This is a genomic window from Pseudomonas syringae (genome assembly GCF_023278085.1).
In the GTDB taxonomy this organism is placed as follows: domain Bacteria; phylum Pseudomonadota; class Gammaproteobacteria; order Pseudomonadales; family Pseudomonadaceae; genus Aquipseudomonas; species Aquipseudomonas syringae_Q.
In genome coordinates this window covers 2,134,610-2,153,452 of record NZ_CP066265.1, presented here as the reverse complement: position 1 = coordinate 2,153,452, position 18,843 = coordinate 2,134,610, and the positions used below count along the sequence as shown (strand labels likewise).

Below are 18,843 nucleotides of genomic sequence, written 5' to 3'. Positions count from 1 at the left end.
CCCATGACCCGCCTTGATACCGACCATCCTGTCGAACTCGCTACACCTTCGCTGTGCACGCTGGAGGACCTGACCGACCTGCCGCGTGTAGGGTTTCGCGGTACGCAAACGGCCGACTACCTGACCGCCCGTGGTTTCCGTCTGCCCGATGCGCCCAATCAAGCGATCACCCAGACCGACGGCAGTCACGTTGCACGCCTGTCGCAGACCGAATACCTGTTGCTGGGCAGTCGGCTCGATCAGGGGCAGCGCATCGCCGATGAAGAAGCCCGCTGGGAGCTGGACCATAGCGCCAATTACCTGTTGCCTCGCGAGGACAGCCATGCCTGGCTGCAACTGAGCGGGTCGTGCATCCCGCAGGTGATGGCCAAGTTGTGTGGCGTGGATCTGCGCCCGCAAGCGTTCGGCGCCGGCTCGGTGGCACAGACGTCGGCGGCGCGCATCAATGTGATTGTCATCAACCTCGGCGCGCAGGCCGAACCCTGTTTTCAGATTCTTTTTGATCGAGCCTCGCTAGCCTATTTCAAAGAGGCGATGCTGGATGCAATGGCCGAGTTCGGAGGGCGCTGTCTGTAATGAATAGCAATGATCGGCCAGAGGACTGGCCGGTCTGCTCTTACCTGCCAGCGACAGATCATGTCCATTACCGCCAAGCGGACTAAAGAGTAGCCGCGCCAGGCCGACCTTCACTTGGTAGACCATCATACAAAGCTCCGGGTAAACGCCTGGCGCGACAGACTGCATTCATGCAGCGCCCAACACTTGCGGTAGTAATGGACACTCCGGAGCTCAAATGAACATCAAACAAAAATTGACATGGGCGTTCGCGGTCATTGCGTGCTTGCCCATACTCGTCGTCGCCGCCATCGTGATCGTCAACCTGCGCGACAAGGCGACCAGTGATTTCGTGGACAGCAGCGGACGAGAGATTCGGCAGGTCGACAATGCCATGCAGCTGTTCTTCGACGGCATCACGCAGAACGTCAATTACATCGCGGCGCACCCGCTGATCGCCGGAGCGGGCGACGATTTCCGCAACTACATGGGTGCAACGCCTACCGCGCAATCCGAGAATGACAGGCAGGCGACCGAGCTGTTCGCCAGTATCGCCAAGGCCCACCCGGCCTACTCTTACGTCTCTTACGGCCTGGTCAACGGCAGCTACATCATGACGCCGGAAGACCCGAAAATGAGCAACTACGACCCGCGTGTGCGGCCGTGGTACAAGACCGCCATGGCCAACGCAGGCAAAACCGTGCGCAGCGACGCCTACTACTGGGCCAACGATGATGCGGTACTGGTCAGCACCATCCGGGCTATTCCCAACAAACTGGGCAATCCCGGCGGCGTGGTCAATATCGACGTATCGCTCAAGCAACTGACCAATATCGTCAAACAGATCAAGCTGGGCGAAAGCGGCTACCTGATGCTGATGGAAAAGAACGGCACGGTGCTGGTCGATCCCAAACAGCCGGAGCACAACTTCAAGAAGCTGGGCGAACTGGGCGACGGGTTTGCCGAACTGGCGAAAACCGGCAGCGGCCTGGTCGAAGTCACGCTCAATGGCGAGCGTTACATGGCCAATGTGTACCCGTCCGAGCAACTGGGCTGGAACTTTATCGGTTTGATCAAGCAGGACGAAGTGATGGCTTCGGCTACCCGTCTGACCTGGCTGATCGGCATCATCGCTGCCGTGCTGGCGCTGGTTTTCGCCATCGTCGGTGCCAGTTTCGCCAGCGTCATCGTGCGCCCGATCCACAGCGTTTCCAGCGGGCTGGAAGGCATTGCCGGTGGCGAAGGCGACCTGACCCAGAACCTTGCAGTGCGCGGTACGGACGAAACCGCGCAGCTGGCGGGCTGGTTTAACCAGTTTCTGACCGCGATACGCAGTCTGATCCAGCATATCGGTCAGGCTGCCGGGAAAATTCTCGAGGCCTCGCACAGCTCTACCCGCGTCTCCAATGACATGGCTGAAGCGGCCGGGCGTCAGCGTGAAGCGGTGGACATGGTGTCGACTGCTTTCCATGAGATGGTCGCTACCTCCAACGAAGTGGCCCGCTCTTGCAGCCAGGCCGCCGATTCCGCTGAAAACGGCCAGCAGCAGGCCCGTGAAGGCCAGCGGCAGATTGATGAGGCAGTGCGCAGTGTCGATCAGCTCAGTGAGGAACTCGCCCGCTCGGCCAAGGACATGACGCAACTGGAGAAAGACAGCACCGGTATTCAGTCGATCCTCAATACGATCCGCTCCATCGCCGAACAGACCAACCTGCTGGCCCTCAACGCGGCCATCGAAGCGGCCCGTGCAGGCGAACAGGGTCGCGGCTTTGCCGTGGTGGCCGACGAAGTTCGCGCGCTGGCCAAACGCACCGCCGACTCGACGGCCGAAATCGACAGCCTGTTGGGCAATCTGGCCAGAGGCACGGCTTCGGTGGCGCAACAGATGCACGCCAGCCTCGATGTTTCGCAGCAATCGGTGACCAAGATCGGCCAGGCACGCAGCAGCTTCGGGCAGATCCGTGAATCGGTGGATGTGATCCGCGACATGAACACCCAGATCGCCACCGCCGCCGAAGAGCAGCATCAAGTGGCTGAAGACATCAACCGGCACATCAGCCAGATCCATGGCGATGCACAACTGATCGCCAGCCTCTCGGACTCGGCCCGTGCCGACTCCAGAAGCCTGGAAATACTGTCCAGCGAACTGGACGGCCTGGTGCGCAAGTTCAAGACCTGATGCGTACACGCCTTGAATGCTCGGCGATAACCTCAACGATCGTGCGACGCTCTGCGTCGCCATGCCGTTCTGGACGCTTTGCGTCCTCTTGCGACGCAGAGCGTCGAGAACTGCATTCCTACGCTGGAGCGTAGGGAACGATCATCTTAACTATCGTGCGACGCTCTGCGTCGACATGCCGTTCTGGACGCTCTGCGTCCGCTCATGAGCAGGCGGCGCGTTACGCGCTCGCAAACCACTCAGCCAGAAAATCCAGCATCGTTCGCAAGGTGGCTGACTGGTGATGCCGCGAGGTGTAGATCGCGTGTATTCCCAGCGCGCGTGGCTGATAGTCGGGCATCAGCGCAATCAACCTGCCGCTGGCAATCAGCGGCGCTGCCGAGTGCACGGGCTGCAAGGTGATGCCAGCGCCTGCCACTGCGGCCTCCAGCAATACCACTGAATCGTTGGCGCTGAGATTGCCGCCCACCGGCACGCTGAGCTGGGTGTGTTGATAGGCGAATTCCCACAGGCTTTTACCGAAGTACGAATAAGTCAGGCAGTTATGGGCGCTCAATTCCTGCGGCCTGAACGGCGTACCGTGCGCGGCGAGGTAGGCTGGCGCAGCGCAGACCACCGAGTTGCAGTGCCCAAGAGGTCGGGCGATCAGGTTGGGGTCCAGTTGATTGGTGATGCGAATCGCCAGATCAATCCGCTCGCCCACCAGGTCTACCGCTTCATTGCCGATGTGCAGGTCCACCGACGTGCCAGAGTAGCGTTGCAGATACCCCGTCACCGCAGGCGCCAGAACCGCTTGCGCCAAGGACTGCGAGCAGGCGATGCGCAACATGCCGCGCGGTTCGTCGACCTGTGTATCGGCAGCCAGAGGGACCGCATCGGCCAGCTCAAGCAGTTGCTGACACCGTAGCAAGGTGACTTGCCCTGAGGCGGTCAGCCCCAGTTTGCGGGTCGTACGGTGCAACAATCGCGCGCCCGCCCAAGCCTCCATCTGCGCCAGATAGCGGGTGACCATCGCCCGTGACATGTCCAGCGTCTCAGCGGCAGCAATAAGGCTGCCTCGTTCGTTGATGGCGATGAATACCCGTGCTGCCATGATGCGATCCATGATTCGTCCGATTCACGCAACCAATAATTACTCATACTGGGGCTTCTGTTTCATTTAAAGCAACCTAAGATAGTGACTTCTGTCTCTGCCCATCGAAAAGGTCGTGCCCCATGTTGCGCAGTTCCCTGTTTGCCCTCTCCCTCGCCGCGCTGTTTCCTGTCATTGCCAACGCCGCCGATCCACTGACGATCGATGTCTACAACCCGGCCGAAAAAGCCATTTTCCCGGTGTCTTCCGAACTGATCACCGGCACGCACGATGCGGTGCTGATCGACGCTCAGTTCCAGCGCAACGATGCGCAGGCGCTGGTCGAGAAGATCAAGGCCAGCGGCAAGAAACTCACCACCGTCTACATCAGCCACAGCGACCCGGATTACTATTTCGGCCTTGACGTGATCCAGGCTGCGTTCCCGGACGCGAAGATCGTTGCCAGCGCACCGACCGTGAAAGCGATCAAAGCGTCCATGCAAGGCAAACTCGCCTACTGGAGCCCTATCCTCAAGGACAACGCACCGGCCAGGCTGGTCCTGCCGGAAGTCCTCAAAGGCGATCACCTGACGCTTGAAGGCCAGCCGTTGCAGATCAAAGGCCTGAACGGCCCGGCGCCAGCGCGCAGTTACGTGTGGGTTCCATCACTAAAGACCGTGGTTGGCGGTGTTGTGGTCTCCAGCGGCATTCACGTCTGGATGGCTGACACTCAGAGCCAGAAATCCCGCCAGGACTGGCTGGCGACACTGAAGGGTATTGAAGCGCTGAAACCGGTCACAGTGATTCCGGGCCATTACCTCGGGCAGATTCCCCAAGGCACCCAAGCGGTCACCTTTACCGCCGACTACCTGAAGTCCTTCGATGCACAAGCCGCCAAAGCCAAGGACTCCGCAGCCTTGATCGACGCCATGCAGAAAGCCTGGCCACAACTGGCCGAGCCGAGTTCGCTGGAACTGAGTGCCAAGGTCATCAAGGGCGAGATGAAGTGGCCGAACTGATCTGCCTCGCGTAAAGCCGTCACCGCAGTGTGATGCAGGGTGGCTGACCTTCCTGAATACGGCGTGAAAACGCTACGCGGGTATGGTCAGACGCCTACGTCAATCGCTATGCTGCGTCCATGAATGCCCCTGTCAAAGTGCGTAACCCCTGCCCGCCCGGTGCTTGCGACTGCAAGCGCGAACGGCTGGACGCGGAAGATGCCGACCTGCGGATCCTGCTGCTGACCCGCGACGCCGAAAAGAGCCTGATCGAACGTCTGGAGCGCATCGAAAGCCTGGAGGATCTGGCGCACATGCAGCGTAAGGTTTTCGAGCAGCTGGGCGTGCGCGTCGAGGTCGCGCCGGGCTTCAATGAAGTACGCACCATGCGCGGCATCAGCATCGTCGTCGAGGAGAAAATCGGGCTGTGTCGCAAGACCCGTCAATCGATCCCCGCCGCCATCCGCCGCGCCCTTGAGGCGCGCCCGCAGATTGCCTATCAACTGCTCAACGCCAACGACCTGCTGCGCGACGCGTGACTATCGACTGACTGAAGACTGCGGCTATCATGCTGCGCCCATCAGCCAAGGAGTTCCACCGTGTCTCTCGAAATCCGCCCTGCCACCGCTGCCGACGTCAGTCAGATTCTGGCGTTCATCACTGAACTTGCGATCTACGAGCGTGCCGGGCATGAGGTCAAAGCCAGTGCCGAAGACATTCAGCGCTCCCTGTTTGCCGACAACGCACCTGCCAAGGCGCTTATCTGCCTGCATGACGGCAATCCCGTTGGCTATGCGGTCTATTTCTACAGCTATTCCACCTGGCTGGGACGCAACGGCGTGTACCTGGAGGACCTGTACGTCACTCCAGAGCAACGCGGCGTCGGTGCCGGGCGCGCCTTGCTTCGGCATATAGCCCGCGAAGCGGTCGCCAAGCACTGCGGCCGACTGGAATGGAGCGTGCTGGACTGGAACGAACCTGCCATCAAGTTCTATGAAGCGATCGGTGCAGCGCCGCAAAGTGAATGGGTTCGCTACCGGATGGAAGGTGCCGGATTGCTGGAGTTTGCCAACGGCGGCCAATAAGTCACAAAACCCTGAAACGAAAACGCCCGGCCTGAAAAGGCCGGGCGTTTCGGGAAACATAGCCCGATACGGTTAGCAGACCCCAGGCGGGATGCCGTCCTTGTTGAAGTCCTTCAGGCGTTCCTTTTCTTCCGGCGTCGAATGCGCCGGGACGTCGTTCGCCGGTTCGGGTTTCTTCTCGTCTTTTTTCTCGGTCATGGCTGGATACTCCGCGTGTGGATATTTCAGTAAGGCCACAGGCAACGCATTGAGTTCAGACCGATTGCAGTGCCGCCTTGCGCTGCGCGACGCCACACTCCAGTTGCCTGGCCAGCCCCTGCAAGTCGAGCAGGGTCGCCCGCCAGCTGCGCTCCTGACTGCCCACGCTGACCAGCGAACGAACCCGGTCGTTGACCGAAATGCCCTTGCCGGCATTGGCCTGCCAGCCCTGATCGAGCATCGACGGATCGAACTGGTTGAAGGCATCGATGGCGTCGACACGGCTCACTGCGAACCCGAAACACAGTCTGTCGCCGCGCACGATCAACACCCGCGACGTCTCACACTGGGGCTGTGCGCCTTCGCCAAGCAGACTGCTGAGGCAGATCAGCGGCACTTACTCGCCGCGCAGGTTGAACTGGCCCAGCAGATGAGTCTCCGGCTGCACCAGACCAATCAACTGCGTGGGCACACCCATGATTTCCACGATCTGACTCAGCGGCGCGACAAAGCGCGTCGGCGCATCGAACAGCAGGCAGGCATGCCGCAACATGGCCTTGGTGACATCGTGTGAGGCCTGTGCCGGCTTGACGTCATGCTGGTAAACCTGGGTGTAACTCTTGATTTCCGGACGCTGCAACAGCATCGGATGATCGAGCAGCAGCGCCTGCTTGTCCTCCTCCAGGTTCATCACCCCGGCAAACAACTCAGGGTGCGGCAAGCCATAGGCCGGTGCGGCCAGCAGACTGCCAGGGTCCTGACGCTGAATAGCGACCATGCGGTCATAACCGAATCCGCACACCCGGCCATCCGCAGCCGTCAGCAGCAACAATTGCGGCTTGGACGTCTGGCGCTGATGATCCAGCCCCAGCACTTCCGACAGGTTGAGCGCCGGGACCTTGGTACCGCGCACCGACGTGACACCGAAGCAACAGTCGCTGGCAAAGTCCGAGGGCGATATCTCGGGGTTGTCGACCAGTTCGGTCACCACACTGGCATCGATGCAGAAATTGCGGCTGTCGCACTCGAACACCAGATAATGCAGCAGGTGACTTTTTGCAGCCTGGGCCTGCTCATTGAGCGCCTGCGCGCCGGGGTCGGTCGCAAACAACACACCCGGCAGGCGGTTCAGCACCTCAAGGTCAAGCTTGTAGATCAGCCGCGCATCGTCTGCAGCCAGCAGCACCGATGGCAGCAACCCGGCGCTGCTGCCCCCAGGCCCCAGCGGGCTGAACTGCGAATCACGGGCCTTGAGAATATCGCAGACCGCGTCAATCGCCAGGCCCAGATAACCGCCGTTGTATTTCAGGATCGCGACCAGCGGGGTCGGTGGCGAAACCTCGGCACTCTGCGCAAGTTCGCCACGCAAATCCACCAGCGGCACCGGCTTGCCGCGCAGGGTGAAAACCCCCAGCAGCGCACCACGGGTCAGCGGGTGCGGCTGCAAGTCTTGCGGCCAGTGCACGGCCTCCATCAGCGCGTCCGCAACCACCGCGAGAAGAACGCCGTTGATCTGCACCACACCATAGGCGGTCAGGCTGCTCATGCAGGTTGTCCGACGGATACCTTGTCCAGTGTTTCGGTGTAGCCGGTCAGGTTGGCCTTATGCAGCTCGGTAATCAAGGCTTCGACCTGCTGCGCCGACAAGCGCTGTTTCTCGGTTGCGGTATTGATGCCATCGATCGCCTGAGTGGTCTGCATGACGCCGTCCACGATGTGCTCGAATGCCTCACCCGCACTCAGCGAGATCTCGTTGCCTGACTCGATACGGCTGACGGTTTCCAGAATCAGCTTGTTGATTTCCTTGGTCGCCCGCGAGGACTTCTCGGCCAGCTTGCGCACTTCATCGGCGACCACCGAGAACCCCAGACCGTGCTCACCGGCGCGTGCTGCCTCGATGGCGGCGTTGAACGCCAGCATGTTGGTCTGACTGGCGATCTCGCTGATCACCTGAATGATGTCCTGAATGCCTTCTGCCGACTTGGCAATCATGCTCATCGCATCAGACGCCTTGACCAGTGTCTGCGAGCCACGGCTGGCTTGCTCGCGGGTCAACCGGGCGAGTTCGGTGGCGGTGTCGGTGCTCTGCGCGACATAGGAAATGGCGCTCATCAGCGTCTTGACCGACTCGCGCATGGCCACGGTCTTGGCTTCGATGGCTTGTTCCATCTCGACCTGGAGAGTGATGTCGGTAGCGAACTTCACCACTTTGAACGGCAGGCCGTCGTGGTCGAAGATCGGGCTGTAAGTGGCCTGAATCCAGATTTTCTGACCGTATTTACTCACGCGCATGAAGCGCCCGGAGTAGAACTCGCCCTGCCCCAGCCCGTGCCAGAATTCACGGTATTCGGTGCCGCGCACATACTCTTCGTCGCAGAAGATCCGGTGGTGCTGGCCTTTGATTTCCTGCAAGCCATAACCCAGCGCTTTGAGGAAGTTGGCGTTGGCCGCGAGGATGTTACCGGCCATGTCGAACTCGATGACGGCCTGGGCGCGATCGATCGCGTTCACCTTGCCCTTGTCCTCGACGCTGGTTTCCTTGGCCTCTGTCACGTCGAGTGCGAACTTGACGATCTTGTAAGGATGGCCCTGCGCATCGAAGATCGGGTTATAGGTCGCCTGAATCCAGATTTCCTTGCCGTCCTTGCGTTTGCGCTTGTACTCGTTGGCGTCGTATTCGCCGCGGCCCAGCTTTTCCCACAGCTCACGGTATTGCAGGCTGCTGACGAATTCCTCGGAGCAGAACATGCGGTGATGCTCGCCGACGATTTCATCCAGCTCGTAACCGAACACCGACAGGAAGTTGCGGTTGGCATTCAGCACCTTGCCAGTCAAGTCGAACTCGATCACGGCCTGAGAGCGCTCGATGGCCGTGACCTTGCCCGCGTATTCGGCCTGACGCGCACGGCTCTCGGTGACGTCGTTGGCGAACTTGACGACTTTATACGGACGGCCATCCGGGTCGAAGACCGGGTTGTACGTGGCGCTGATCCACAGTTCGCGACCATTCTTGCCGATGCGTTTGTATTCACCGGAATCGTATTCGCCGCGTTCCAGTTTGGCCCAGAACGCACGATAGGCCGGACTGTTCAGGTAATCATCGTCACAGAACATGCGGTGATGCTGGCCCTGAATTTCGTCGAGACGATAACCCAGCACTTTAAGGAAGTTTTCATTGGCATTGAGCACCCGACCATTCAGATCGAACTCGATAACCCCCTGAGAACGGTCGATAGCGGCGACCTTGCCTTCGTACTCGGCGTTGGCCTTGCGCTGCTGAGTCACGTCAGTGGCGAACTTCACCACTTTGAACGGGTTGCCGTCCTTGTCGAAGATCGGGTTATAGGTGGCCTGCAACCAGATTTCGCGACCATTTTTACCCAGGCGTTTATATTGCCCTTCGTCAAAGTTACCTTTACCCAGCTTTTCCCAGAACGTCGAATACTCGACACTGGACGCATATTCGGGCGTGCAGAACATGCGGTGATGCCGACCCCGGACTTCCTCCAGCTTATAGCCGACACATTCCAGAAAATTGGCGTTGGCGCGCAGGATATTGCCTTCAAGATCGAACTCGATCATTGCCTGCGAACGGTCAATGGCGGTCATCAGCGAGTGAAGGTCCAGCTGTACCCCGGCGTCATCAAGGGTGCTTTCTATTATTGTGGTCGACATATAAAAATACTCGGCAGTAAACATCTATGGAGTGTTCAGGACGGTGCGCCGGTGGCTACAGACCAGGTCAAGCGTTTGCTTTGCCTGAATGTGGAGCCTGTCGTTCGAACCGCATAATCGTGTTTCTCAATGCCCTCCATAGCGCAAACTGCCAGATGCTGAAATTGGATCAGCATAAAAGCCACTATTTTGCTACCACTAAAATCATGGCTGTTTTTTCTGCCCGGCGATTACTCCGGTGCTGTCAGGCGCAACTGTCAAGCGACACCTTGAGGAGCCTGAAAATCCTGCCTGTGCATCAGGCGAAATACCAGATGACCAAAATCACGGCACCGGTCCATCCCAACGTGAGCAAGAATGAAAGTCCAGCGAGACGCGGATCCATGAGACCCCTGTTTTAGAAGGCTTGAACAAACAGATCGCAGCTTACGTATGGATATATCGGCCGGATCACAGATAATTAAATTATTTTCTTCATTGAATTGAGGGGCGTGAACGGTAAGACGGTGACCTAGGTTCTGCACGAAAAGTATTGTCGCGAGCATTGCATAGCGCCGGCCAATGAGGCTATCGCCGCGAAAATTGTTGCGGGCTTGTCAAAACGCGTCGCGATGCGACGGTTTTCGTTCCGCAGTTCTGGCGCACGGGGCCGTGGATACCCGGCAGCCACAACGGCACTCGGCCCATATCAAAAAACGAATGACTTCAGGATTTTTCCTTGGAGGCAAAAAGGTCGTTGACATATTTATCGAGCAACGTGTTGTAAGTTTCCTCTTGTTTCGGCTCAAGGGTTGTATGCCGAGTGATTGATATTCCAGAGGCGGGGTCGAGGGTGTTCGCTTGCGATAAATGCATTCGTGCCTGCATGAATGTTGATCGGTTTTCGATCCGCATGAGCTCGTGCTGACTGCGCACCCCTTGGCCACCGAAATGATCTGGATTGGTTTGCATGCGTAACTTTTGTGCATGGCCTTCCGGATGCTGCAACTCCCCAGGGCGTTGGATATACGCTTGAAGATGGTAAGAAGGAGAGTATTTGCCTTCATCAAATCGGATCAATGTCTGCTTGTTGAGCGCTTCAGTTTGCGTTTTAAGAAAGGCGGTACGTCGCTGTTGGGCACTGTCTTTAATCCTTTGCTGGTGACTGTCCTCCTTCAGCGTATTGCGGGAGATACCTGCACCGCTTAGTAGGGGGTCAACAGGTTCTGGCATTTCAACTTTCGGGGCCTTCCAGGCCTCGCGCATAGCGATGAGATTTCGGGTGACCTCGTCATTCATTTTCTCCCGGAGCGGCAGCCACGGCTCTTTTATAGTTGAATCCGAGGCATCTTCACCCTTGTCAGCAGCGATTGGGGGCTTGGTGGTGTAACGGATTTCTCCCATCGTGTGAAGGTCGTCGAATAGCTCATCATCATGAGGCAGACCATGAGGGTGTGCCATATAGGCCACGTCATCGACCTTGCCCTTGGGCACCATGATTTGAAAGAGGCTCCCTTCTTTAGTGGCATTCAGCGCCGAGGCATCTTTGTACATATCATCGACCCCGTCGGGGCTGAGGTTGAATTTCTGCAGAAACCCTTTTATGAAATTGGCTACGGGCAACGCTGTCTGACCTTGTCCGATCTGAAAGTAATGGAACGTTTCTTCACCTGTGTGATTCAATCCGCCATGCAGGGCAGGGTTGACCGAAATCAAATGACTCTTTGTTGGCTCGATATTGTCGTCAATCATGCCGTGCGCAGCCATGTCCTCTTTAAAGTATGAAGCCACGTTCTTGTGCTTATTGAACTGCTCATCGTCTGGCCCGGGAAAGCGCAGAAAATGAAAGTCTTCAGGCACTTCAACTTTGTGGTGCCGGGCATAAACACGTCTGTAGACATCTTGCGCTACCCGCATGCGGGGGTCCTGAGCATGGTAAAAAGCGTGATGCGAGTCCTTGGATTTTTGTTCGATGTCTACTGCCCGATCTTTCAACGCCTTGTACTTATCAACCTGTGACGGCGATATCTCACGTCGTTTAGGTGCGTTTGGGTCCAGCAACAGGGGCTTGGTCGGGGTAAGAAAGCGGCGTTTAACCCCCTCGGAGTTGTTATCCAGCACACGCATTTCCCGATTCACAAAAGGCGTCTTCAGATGTGCAAGTGTCGCAGAGCCCGTTGGCTCCGCTTGCAACCCTTCCAATAATTGCCCCTTGGCTTTGGCCGCCGCCAGGTCGTTCATTCGGGCCTTATCTGCAGCGTGGTGTCGTTCGGCTCTATCGCGCAGGTTTTGCTCTCGCTCCAATCTCGCGGCTCTACGCATTTTCCAACTCTTGCTTTTGAGCTGAACCGCGAGCCCCGCACTCGGTATATGGCTATCAGCGTTATCGTATGCCGGCTCTTGATCGCCATTCAGGTTTACAGGCAAGGGCTTACTTGTCTGTTTCTGCATCACTTCCGACTGAGCAGGTCGGGCACGGTTATCCTGCAAAGGCATTGGTTTCTCAAAGGCCGACTGCGGTTTCAACTGCTGCACTCCCTGCCGCCTGTCCTCAAGCTGCATGGCTGGAGCAGCATGGGAGGAGGCTGCGCCTTTATCGATGTCGACCTTGGACCTCGTGTACACGGGCTCACGCATGATCAGTTCCACCACAGCTGAGAGTATCGGAGTTCAGGGTTAACCCGATTTAGGCTTTGCCCGCAATAGATTTTCGCAAAGGCCAGACAGGGCGAAAACGAACCGGGCCCGTACTCGGATTTAGTGGAGTTTTAATGGGCATCCGAGGCTACTCTCAACGCAGCATCATCGTGTCATGGCATTTTGTACTGAGCCTAGCACGAGTTCTGCTCTACGAGGCGGGACTGTCGCTAAACGCTGGAACAGGCCAATTAATTGAGTGGCCCGTCAATATTGGTCGGGCTGTTTACAGCACTGATGTTAAACATGGCCCTCCCCGCGCATGCACAGGAGACGCTGCGAATCGGCTACCAGAAGTCTTCAACCCTGATCACCCTGCTGAAAACCCGTGGCGCGCTGAAAAAAGCGCTCGCCCGGCAACACGTTAGCGTGACCTGGCACGAGTTCCCGAGCGGTTTGCCACTGCTGGAAGCATTGAACGTGGGTAATGTGGATATCAGCGCGGATGTGGCGGACACCGTGCCGATCTTTGCTCAGGCAGCACAGGCCAGGCTGACTTACTTTGCCCAGGAAGCGGCCTGGCCAGTTACAAACGCTATTACCTGACCGGCACCGACTACGCCAAAGCGCATCCACAGGTCTTGAGCATCGTTTACGATCAACTGCACCGCACCGGTAAGTGGCTCAAGGCCAATCCGCGCGAAGCGGCGCAGGTTTTGAGCCCGCTGTGGGGCAATCTGGATATCGAAACCGTCGAGATCGCCAACCGCCATCGCAGCTACGAGATACAGCCGGTGACACGCGACCAACTCGGCGAGCAGCAGAAAATCGCCGACGCGTTCTTTTCCGAAGGCCTGCTGCCCAAGGCGGTGAATGCGCAGGATGTAGAGGTATGGAAGCCTTGAGGGATGGGGCACACGTGCTCCCGTCGAACACGTGTGCCCTGCACTCAGCCTGCCGACTCAGCCACGCGGCGGCTTGGGAAACACACCGCGAACTTGCTCGTACGCCTGGGCAACGCGCAACGCCAGGGCATCCTGAAAACGCGGTGCGACGATCATCATGGCGACCGGCAGGCCGTCAGCAAGACCGGCCGGGATCGAGGTTGCCGGGTGTCCGGTCAGGTCGAACGGCGCGGTATTGGCCAGCATGTTCAGCGCGCTGTGCACGTACTCTTCAATCGGCGCATCGGCGGCGGTCAGGGGGGTCGCCACAAACGGCATGGTCGGCATGACCAGCACGTCGAAATCCTTGAAGGCATCGTCGTACTGACGGGTGAGTTCCGGCACCAGCATCCGCGCCTTGGCGTAATAGGCACCGTGCAGGTTTTTCAGGCTGTAGTGCCCGGTCAGCGCCACAGCACGCACGCTGCTGGACAATGTATTGGCGTGCTCACGACGCTTGGCACCGAAGTAGCTCATGATCTCGGGGTCGTAGTAGCCGTCGACGTTCATGCCGTAGCCGTTGCCTTGCAGCATCTGGTACGCCGCGCCGTCAGTGGCAATCACGTTCCACATGTCCAGCGCCACTCCGTGGTGCCATGGAACGCTAGCCTCGCCGACCGTCGCGCCGAGGCTTTGCAATTGCGCGACGGCGGCTTTGACCAGCGCGTCCACCTGCGGTTCGGACATGCCGGGGATGGCGAAACCTTCGCGCAGCAGACCGATTTTCAGACCCGCAACGCCTTGATCCAGTGTCGCGACACAACTGACCGCTGGCGGATTTTTCTGCCTTGAGTCCAGGCCGTCGGCACCCGCAATCACGTCGAGCATCACCGCGCAGTCGCGCACGTTGTTGGCCATCGGGCCGACGTGATCGATGGTGCGTTCAATCGGGAAAGCGCCGGTGTAGGGCACCAGGCTGTAGGTGGGTTTGTGTCCGACGATGCCGCTCCACGCCGACGGCATGCGAATGGAACCGCCCTGATCGCCGCCAATGGCCATGTCGACTTCTTCGAGAGCGACCAGCACCGCACTGCCGCTGGACGAACCGCCCGCATTGCGGGTCATGTCCCATGGGTTTTTCACCGCGCCGCTGGCCGAGGTAAAGCTGGCCCCGGAAAAACACAGGTCTTCGCACACCGACTTGCCGACCACCGTCGCGCCAGCGGCCAACAGGCGTTTGACCACCGTGGCATCCTCGGACGGTACGTAGCCATCGAGGCTCAGCGAACCGTTGGCCATCGGTACCCCCGCTACCGATACGTTGTCCTTGATGACCACGGTTCTGCCCGCCAACGGACCACTGGCCGCGCCGGCAATGTGGGTCTTCACGTACCAGGCGCCGTATTGATTTTCGGCGTGCGCCGGTTTGCTGTGTTCGCGTACCGGAGCGGGCTGCGCGACATGAGTGGCGTACAGCGCGTCGATGGCTTCGTAGGAACACAGGGTTTCGTCAGCGAGGCTCAGGAACGACTCTATCTGGCTATCGGACAGGTCGTAACCGTGGTCCTGGGCGGCGATCAGAAAGTCGGCTTTACCGGGGCGTTTTACGGACATGATGTTCTCCAGATGACGGTAAGGGCCGCTCGGGATCGAGCAGCCATTGGCTGGAGCCGCCCGTGCAGAGCGCACAGGCCTTGGCTCGATCCGGAGGACGTCGTTGTCCATGCCGGTCGCCACGCGGTGTTCCATACCTGCCGGTTCAGGGCGTATGGCAAGCGTCCGCGCAGAAGAGGATCAGGCCATGCAGCCCGATACTCGAAGCTGACCAAGCCCGTTCAGGAACAGGCTTTTTGAAACAGTTCATGCGCCTTGACCAGCGCCTCGGCGATCTTTTCCACCGGCTCGCGCTTGGCCATGGCCTGGTCACGCAAGGCGTTGTAAGCGTCTATTTCCGACAGCCCCTTGGTTTCCATCAGGATGATTTTCGCCTGCTGCACGGTGCGCATCACGGCCATGCGCCCTTCCAGCCGCTTGACGTGCTTTTCCCGCTCGCGGGTTTTGCGCGCCTGGCTCAAGGTGATCGCCAGAGCAGTCAGCAGACCGAAGGACTTGACCGGTGAAGGAATCACCGAGCAGGCATTGAGCTGCACCAGCGCCTCGACGATGATCGGGTTCTCGTAGGCAATCACCGGGATGATCGGCGGCGTCGAGCTGTGCAACAGCCACGGCGTATTGGTCGACAGGCTTTCCGGTGACACCGCCAGCACGATCACGTCCGCCTCGCTGTGCAGCCGCTCGGGGATCGGCCATTGCACCCGCACCTGACAGCCGATTCGCTGCAACTGGGCAATCAGGTTGCGACCGTCTTCGTCATCCGGGTGCATCACCAGCACGCTGATGTCACGCAGGTCCTTGATGCCGCCTGCGCTGTCGTTGCGCAGGCGCTTCTTGGCGGCACGCAGGGTCATGGACGCCTCCCCACAAGACTGGACCAGCCATTGAAGTCAGGCGCAATGGCATAGGGATCGGGTTTGAGCGCGTGCTGGCTCTCGTAAAGGATGTCGAACTGCCCTTCGGCGTTGGCACGGCCGATCCGCGAGTACAGGTAAGTGTGGTGATTGTGCTCATCGATACGGATCCTTCCCTGAGGTGCGTCATATTCCAGGCCGCGCATGGTCTGGAGTACCTCTTCCACGTCGGTACTGCCTGCGCGAGTGATCGCCTTGGCCAGCAGGTGGACCTGAAAATAAGCGGCCTCCCAGCAGCGGTCAGTCACCTGATGCTGCCCGAACATCTCGCGGTACTGCGCAATGCACTGACGATTGAGCGGTGTGTCGATCGACTGAAAATAGGTGGCTGCCGAAATGTGCCCGGCGCCCAGATGAATGCCCATCTGCTGGATGTCGGTTTCGCTGGTGGTGACGCTGGCAATCGGCATGACGCTCGGGTCGAGACCGGCATCGGCATACGCCTGATACAAATGAGCCATGGTTTCACCGACCACCGTGGAAAAGATGAACGAGGGTTTCAGCTCGCGGGCCTTGACCATGAGCCTGGCGAAATCCTCGGCCCGGGCGTTTTTCAACGGCAGGTAATACTCGCCCAGCTTGCTGCCACCGCGTTCGTAGAGCAGGTCGCTCATCAGCCGATTGGTTTCATAGGGGTACACGTACTCGGAGCCAATCATCAGCACGCGGTTGCCGAAGTGATCGAACATGTAATTGCCCAGCGGCACGGCGTTATGGTTCGGCGTGGCACCGGTGTAGATGATGTTGCGCGAGTACTCGAAGCCTTCGTAATACACCGGGTAGAGCAGCAACGCGTTGTAACGTTCGACCACCGGCAGCACCGCCTTGCGCGCCGCCGAGGTGTAGCAACCGAAGAAAAAGCGCAGGTTCTCTTCGCGGATCAGGGATTCGACGTGCATGGCAAACAGTGCAGGTGTGGAATCGGGATTACGCAGAATCAGCTCCAGCGGACGGCCATTCACACCGCCGGCTGCGTTGATCTGATGGATAGCAAACTGCGCGCCGCGCATCGTTGAACACTCACCGGCAGCCGTAACGCCGGTATTGGAAAACAGACCTCCTATGCGGATCGACGGGTCAACCATGCCTATAAACCTTGTTCAACGTGAGGTGAGACGCCTGCCACTGGCCGGGGTCTGAAAAGGTACTGAGCGAAAAACCGTGAAATTCAACGGGGGCTCTCAGGCGCTTGTGCCTGGGGCTGGCGTGACGACAGTGTCAGGACCAGTCATGCGAGGGGCCTTCCACACCTGCCGAGAATGGGCGTGTGGCAAGGGACCCTGCGAGGGTATTGATCTGACTTATGCAGGGAGCGGGCCATGCGTGATGTGCGGTTACTGACGATCCGTACGCCCACTGCCGTGTAAAACGGACCGGTTGGCCAGCATGGCCGTACATTCGCAGGGTATCTGTCGTCCGACACAAAGCCTTCGCGAACAAGTTCGCCACTACAAAAGCCTTCATGTTTCAGTCATTGGGTGAATACCTATCAGGAAGAAAACGTTCGCAGTCTCACGCTTTTGGTGCGCAAGAGCCCTGTTCGCGCCATAGCGGCGCATGGTGTTTTTTTCGTGCAATTAATGAAGGAATGCCCTGCGCCGATATTCGCAGCCTTGTGTAAAAGGCTGTTTCCGCACTTGGCACTGCCCTTGCTAAGTCTCTCCTGAGACATCGCGCCAGCTGTTTGCCCTACGCCCTCTTGGCAAGTAGGGAGACACCTCGCGTACGACTGGATCGGACACAGTTTGTCCCGCCAGATTCGGCACAGAAGCCTGACCTCCCGCCCATTGATTTGGCCGGGACGTCGGGCTTTTTTTATTCCTGGGAGAGAAGTGAATGCACAACGACAAACGCCGTTTGATCAAGCATGCTCTGTTGCTGGGCGCGATCAGCCTGCTGCCGTTTTCCCTGATCAGTCAGGCGCAGGCGGCCGACACCGTGAAAGTGGGCATTATCCATTCGCTGACCGGCACCATGGCCATCAGTGAAGCCTCGGTTGTCGATGCTGAAAAGCTTGCCATCGAAGAGATCAACGCCAGCGGTGGCGTGATGGGTAAAACCATCGAGCCGATCGTCGAGGACGGCGCCAGCGACTGGCCAACCTTCGCCGAGAAAGCCCGCAAACTGCTGGAGAACGACCACGTCGCGGTCACCTTTGGCGCCTTCACCTCGGCCTCGCGCAAAGCGGTGCTGCCGGTCTTCGAGCGCAACAAGGGCCTGCTTTACTACCCGACGTTCTATGAAGGGCTGGAAAAATCTCCGGCCATTATCTACACCGGGGCCGAAGCCTCACAGCAGACCCTGGCAGCCGTCACCTGGCTGATGGCCAACAAGGGCAAAAGCGTCTATCTGGTCGGCTCCGACTACATCTGGCCGCGCACCACCAACAAACTGGCACGCGCCTCGGTGACCAAACAGGGCGGCTCGATTGTCGGCGAGGATTATCTGCCGCTGGGGGCCATCGAGTTTTCTTCGGTGATCAACAAGATCAAGGTCGCCAAGCCAGACATCGTTCTATCGACCATCGTCGGCGGTTCCAATGTGGCGTTCTACAAACAGCTCAAGGCTGCCGGTATCGACAGCACCAATCAGACGCTTATGGGGCTGGCGATCACCGAAGAGGAAGTCACCGGCATCGGTGCGGAAAACCTCGTCGGCTTCCTGACCTGCATGAGCTATTTCCAGAGCCTGAAAAACCCGGTCAACGAGAAGTTCGTGCAGACCTTCAAGACCCGCTATGGCCAGCAACGTGTGGTGGGCGATCCGATGGCGGCGGCCTACACGGCCGTGTATCTGTGGAAAAAAGCAGTCGAGAAAGCCGGCAGCTTTGACGTACCGCAGGTGATTGCCGCGTCCTCGGAACTGACCCTCGACGCGCCCGAGGGCGAGATCAAGGTACACAAGGATAACCACCACCTGTGGAAGCGTGCGCGCATCGGCACCCTCAACGCGCAGGGCCAGGTGGACGTGATCTATGAGTCCGCGCCGATCGAGCCCAATCCTTTTCCGAAACTCTGATACCGGGTCGGGCGCGATCGGTTTCGTGCCCGCTT

The 18,843-nt window shown here is 58.8% G+C and carries 12 protein-coding genes and 4 pseudogenes; 7 read left to right on the top strand and 9 right to left on the bottom strand.

What is annotated here, in order from left to right; all coding sequences use genetic code 11:
- The first annotated feature begins 3 nt into the window (after positions 1-3).
- Positions 4-576 carry a sarcosine oxidase subunit gamma gene (locus I9H07_RS09675; protein WP_236425962.1) on the top strand — a complete coding sequence of 191 codons (573 nt, stop codon included), beginning with the start codon at positions 4-6 and terminating at the stop codon, positions 574-576.
- 217 nt (positions 577-793) lie between these two features.
- Positions 794-2,734 carry a methyl-accepting chemotaxis protein gene (locus tag I9H07_RS09670; RefSeq protein WP_024673621.1) on the top strand — a complete coding sequence of 647 codons (1,941 nt, stop codon included), beginning with the start codon at positions 794-796 and terminating at the stop codon, positions 2,732-2,734.
- 220 nt (positions 2,735-2,954) lie between these two features.
- Here I9H07_RS09670 and I9H07_RS09665 read toward each other — a convergent pair whose 3' ends face one another.
- Positions 2,955-3,839: a LysR family transcriptional regulator gene (locus I9H07_RS09665; RefSeq protein WP_236424770.1), complete on the bottom strand. Its 885-nt coding sequence runs from the start codon at positions 3,837-3,839 to the stop codon at positions 2,955-2,957.
- Between the two features lie 110 nt (positions 3,840-3,949).
- Here I9H07_RS09665 and I9H07_RS09660 point away from each other — a divergent pair, with 110 nt between their 5' ends.
- The 3 genes from I9H07_RS09660 (at position 3,950) to I9H07_RS09650 (ending at position 5,889) form a co-directional block, all read left to right on the top strand.
- Entirely contained in the window at positions 3,950-4,825 is an 876-nt protein-coding gene (locus I9H07_RS09660) for an MBL fold metallo-hydrolase (RefSeq protein WP_236424772.1), read from the top strand.
- A gap of 119 nt (positions 4,826-4,944) precedes the next feature.
- Positions 4,945-5,343: a hypothetical protein gene (locus I9H07_RS09655; protein WP_024673414.1), complete on the top strand. Its 399-nt coding sequence runs from the start codon at positions 4,945-4,947 to the stop codon at positions 5,341-5,343.
- A 60-nt stretch (positions 5,344-5,403) separates the two neighbouring features.
- Complete coding sequence (locus I9H07_RS09650; protein ID WP_058823729.1) at positions 5,404-5,889, top strand: GNAT family N-acetyltransferase; 486 nt, start codon at positions 5,404-5,406, stop codon at positions 5,887-5,889.
- Positions 5,890-5,961: 72 nt separating this feature from the next.
- On the opposite strand, the gene I9H07_RS24885 is transcribed toward I9H07_RS09650, so the two are convergent.
- From I9H07_RS24885 to I9H07_RS09635, 5 genes and pseudogenes are all read right to left on the bottom strand, one after another.
- Positions 5,962-6,087: a hypothetical protein gene (locus tag I9H07_RS24885; protein ID WP_080265598.1), complete on the bottom strand. Its 126-nt coding sequence runs from the start codon at positions 6,085-6,087 to the stop codon at positions 5,962-5,964.
- 55 nt (positions 6,088-6,142) lie between these two features.
- Positions 6,143-7,633, bottom strand: a pseudogene (locus tag I9H07_RS09645) (chemotaxis protein CheW).
- A pseudogene (locus I9H07_RS25000) lies at positions 7,630-8,097 on the bottom strand (methyl-accepting chemotaxis protein); the annotation flags it as partial. The pseudogenes I9H07_RS25000 and I9H07_RS09645, both read right to left, overlap by 4 nt.
- Before the next feature lie 159 nt (positions 8,098-8,256).
- Positions 8,257-9,696 (bottom strand): annotated as a pseudogene (locus I9H07_RS09640) (PAS domain S-box protein); the annotation flags it as partial.
- Between the two features lie 771 nt (positions 9,697-10,467).
- Entirely contained in the window at positions 10,468-12,378 is a 1,911-nt protein-coding gene (locus I9H07_RS09635; RefSeq protein WP_024672120.1) for a hypothetical protein, read from the bottom strand.
- 297 nt (positions 12,379-12,675) lie between these two features.
- Here I9H07_RS09635 and I9H07_RS09630 point away from each other — a divergent pair.
- Positions 12,676-13,283, top strand: a pseudogene (locus I9H07_RS09630) (hypothetical protein).
- 57 nt (positions 13,284-13,340) lie between these two features.
- Here the strand turns inward: I9H07_RS09630 and I9H07_RS09625 are convergent.
- The 3 genes from I9H07_RS09625 to I9H07_RS09615 form a co-directional block, all read right to left on the bottom strand.
- On the bottom strand, positions 13,341-15,011 hold the full coding sequence (locus I9H07_RS09625; protein ID WP_024672121.1) for an amidase: 1,671 nt from the start codon (positions 15,009-15,011) through the stop codon (positions 13,341-13,343).
- A gap of 86 nt (positions 15,012-15,097) precedes the next feature.
- Entirely contained in the window at positions 15,098-15,730 is a 633-nt protein-coding gene (locus I9H07_RS09620; protein ID WP_024672122.1) for an ANTAR domain-containing response regulator, read from the bottom strand.
- Positions 15,727-16,875: a transporter substrate-binding domain-containing protein gene (locus I9H07_RS09615; protein WP_024672123.1), complete on the bottom strand. Its 1,149-nt coding sequence runs from the start codon at positions 16,873-16,875 to the stop codon at positions 15,727-15,729. Before I9H07_RS09615 ends, I9H07_RS09620 begins: the two co-directional genes overlap by 4 nt.
- Positions 16,876-17,626: 751 nt before the next feature.
- On the opposite strand from I9H07_RS09615, the gene urtA reads away from it, so the two are divergent.
- Positions 17,627-18,808, top strand: a complete 1,182-nt coding sequence (gene urtA / locus I9H07_RS09610; RefSeq protein ID WP_236424774.1) for an urea ABC transporter substrate-binding protein — start codon at positions 17,627-17,629, stop codon at positions 18,806-18,808.
- Positions 18,809-18,843: the final 35 nt, after the last annotated feature.

Excerpts from the sequence above, each read along its gene's own strand:
- I9H07_RS09675 (WP_236425962.1), top strand. The coding sequence starts at position 4 with ATGACCCGCCTTGATACCGACCATCCTGTCGAACTCGCTACACCTTCG.
- I9H07_RS09670 (WP_024673621.1), top strand. The coding sequence starts at position 794 with ATGAACATCAAACAAAAATTGACATGGGCGTTCGCGGTCATTGCGTGC.
- I9H07_RS09665 (WP_236424770.1), bottom strand. The coding sequence starts at position 3,839 with ATGGATCGCATCATGGCAGCACGGGTATTCATCGCCATCAACGAACGA.
- I9H07_RS09660 (WP_236424772.1), top strand. The coding sequence starts at position 3,950 with ATGTTGCGCAGTTCCCTGTTTGCCCTCTCCCTCGCCGCGCTGTTTCCT.
- I9H07_RS09655 (WP_024673414.1), top strand. The coding sequence starts at position 4,945 with ATGAATGCCCCTGTCAAAGTGCGTAACCCCTGCCCGCCCGGTGCTTGC.
- I9H07_RS24885 (WP_080265598.1), bottom strand. The coding sequence starts at position 6,087 with ATGACCGAGAAAAAAGACGAGAAGAAACCCGAACCGGCGAACGACGTC.
- I9H07_RS09635 (WP_024672120.1), bottom strand. The coding sequence starts at position 12,378 with ATGCGTGAGCCCGTGTACACGAGGTCCAAGGTCGACATCGATAAAGGC.
- I9H07_RS09625 (WP_024672121.1), bottom strand. The coding sequence starts at position 15,011 with ATGGAACACCGCGTGGCGACCGGCATGGACAACGACGTCCTCCGGATC.
- I9H07_RS09620 (WP_024672122.1), bottom strand. The coding sequence starts at position 15,730 with ATGACCCTGCGTGCCGCCAAGAAGCGCCTGCGCAACGACAGCGCAGGC.
- I9H07_RS09615 (WP_024672123.1), bottom strand. The coding sequence starts at position 16,875 with ATGGTTGACCCGTCGATCCGCATAGGAGGTCTGTTTTCCAATACCGGC.
- urtA (WP_236424774.1), top strand. The coding sequence starts at position 17,627 with ATGCACAACGACAAACGCCGTTTGATCAAGCATGCTCTGTTGCTGGGC.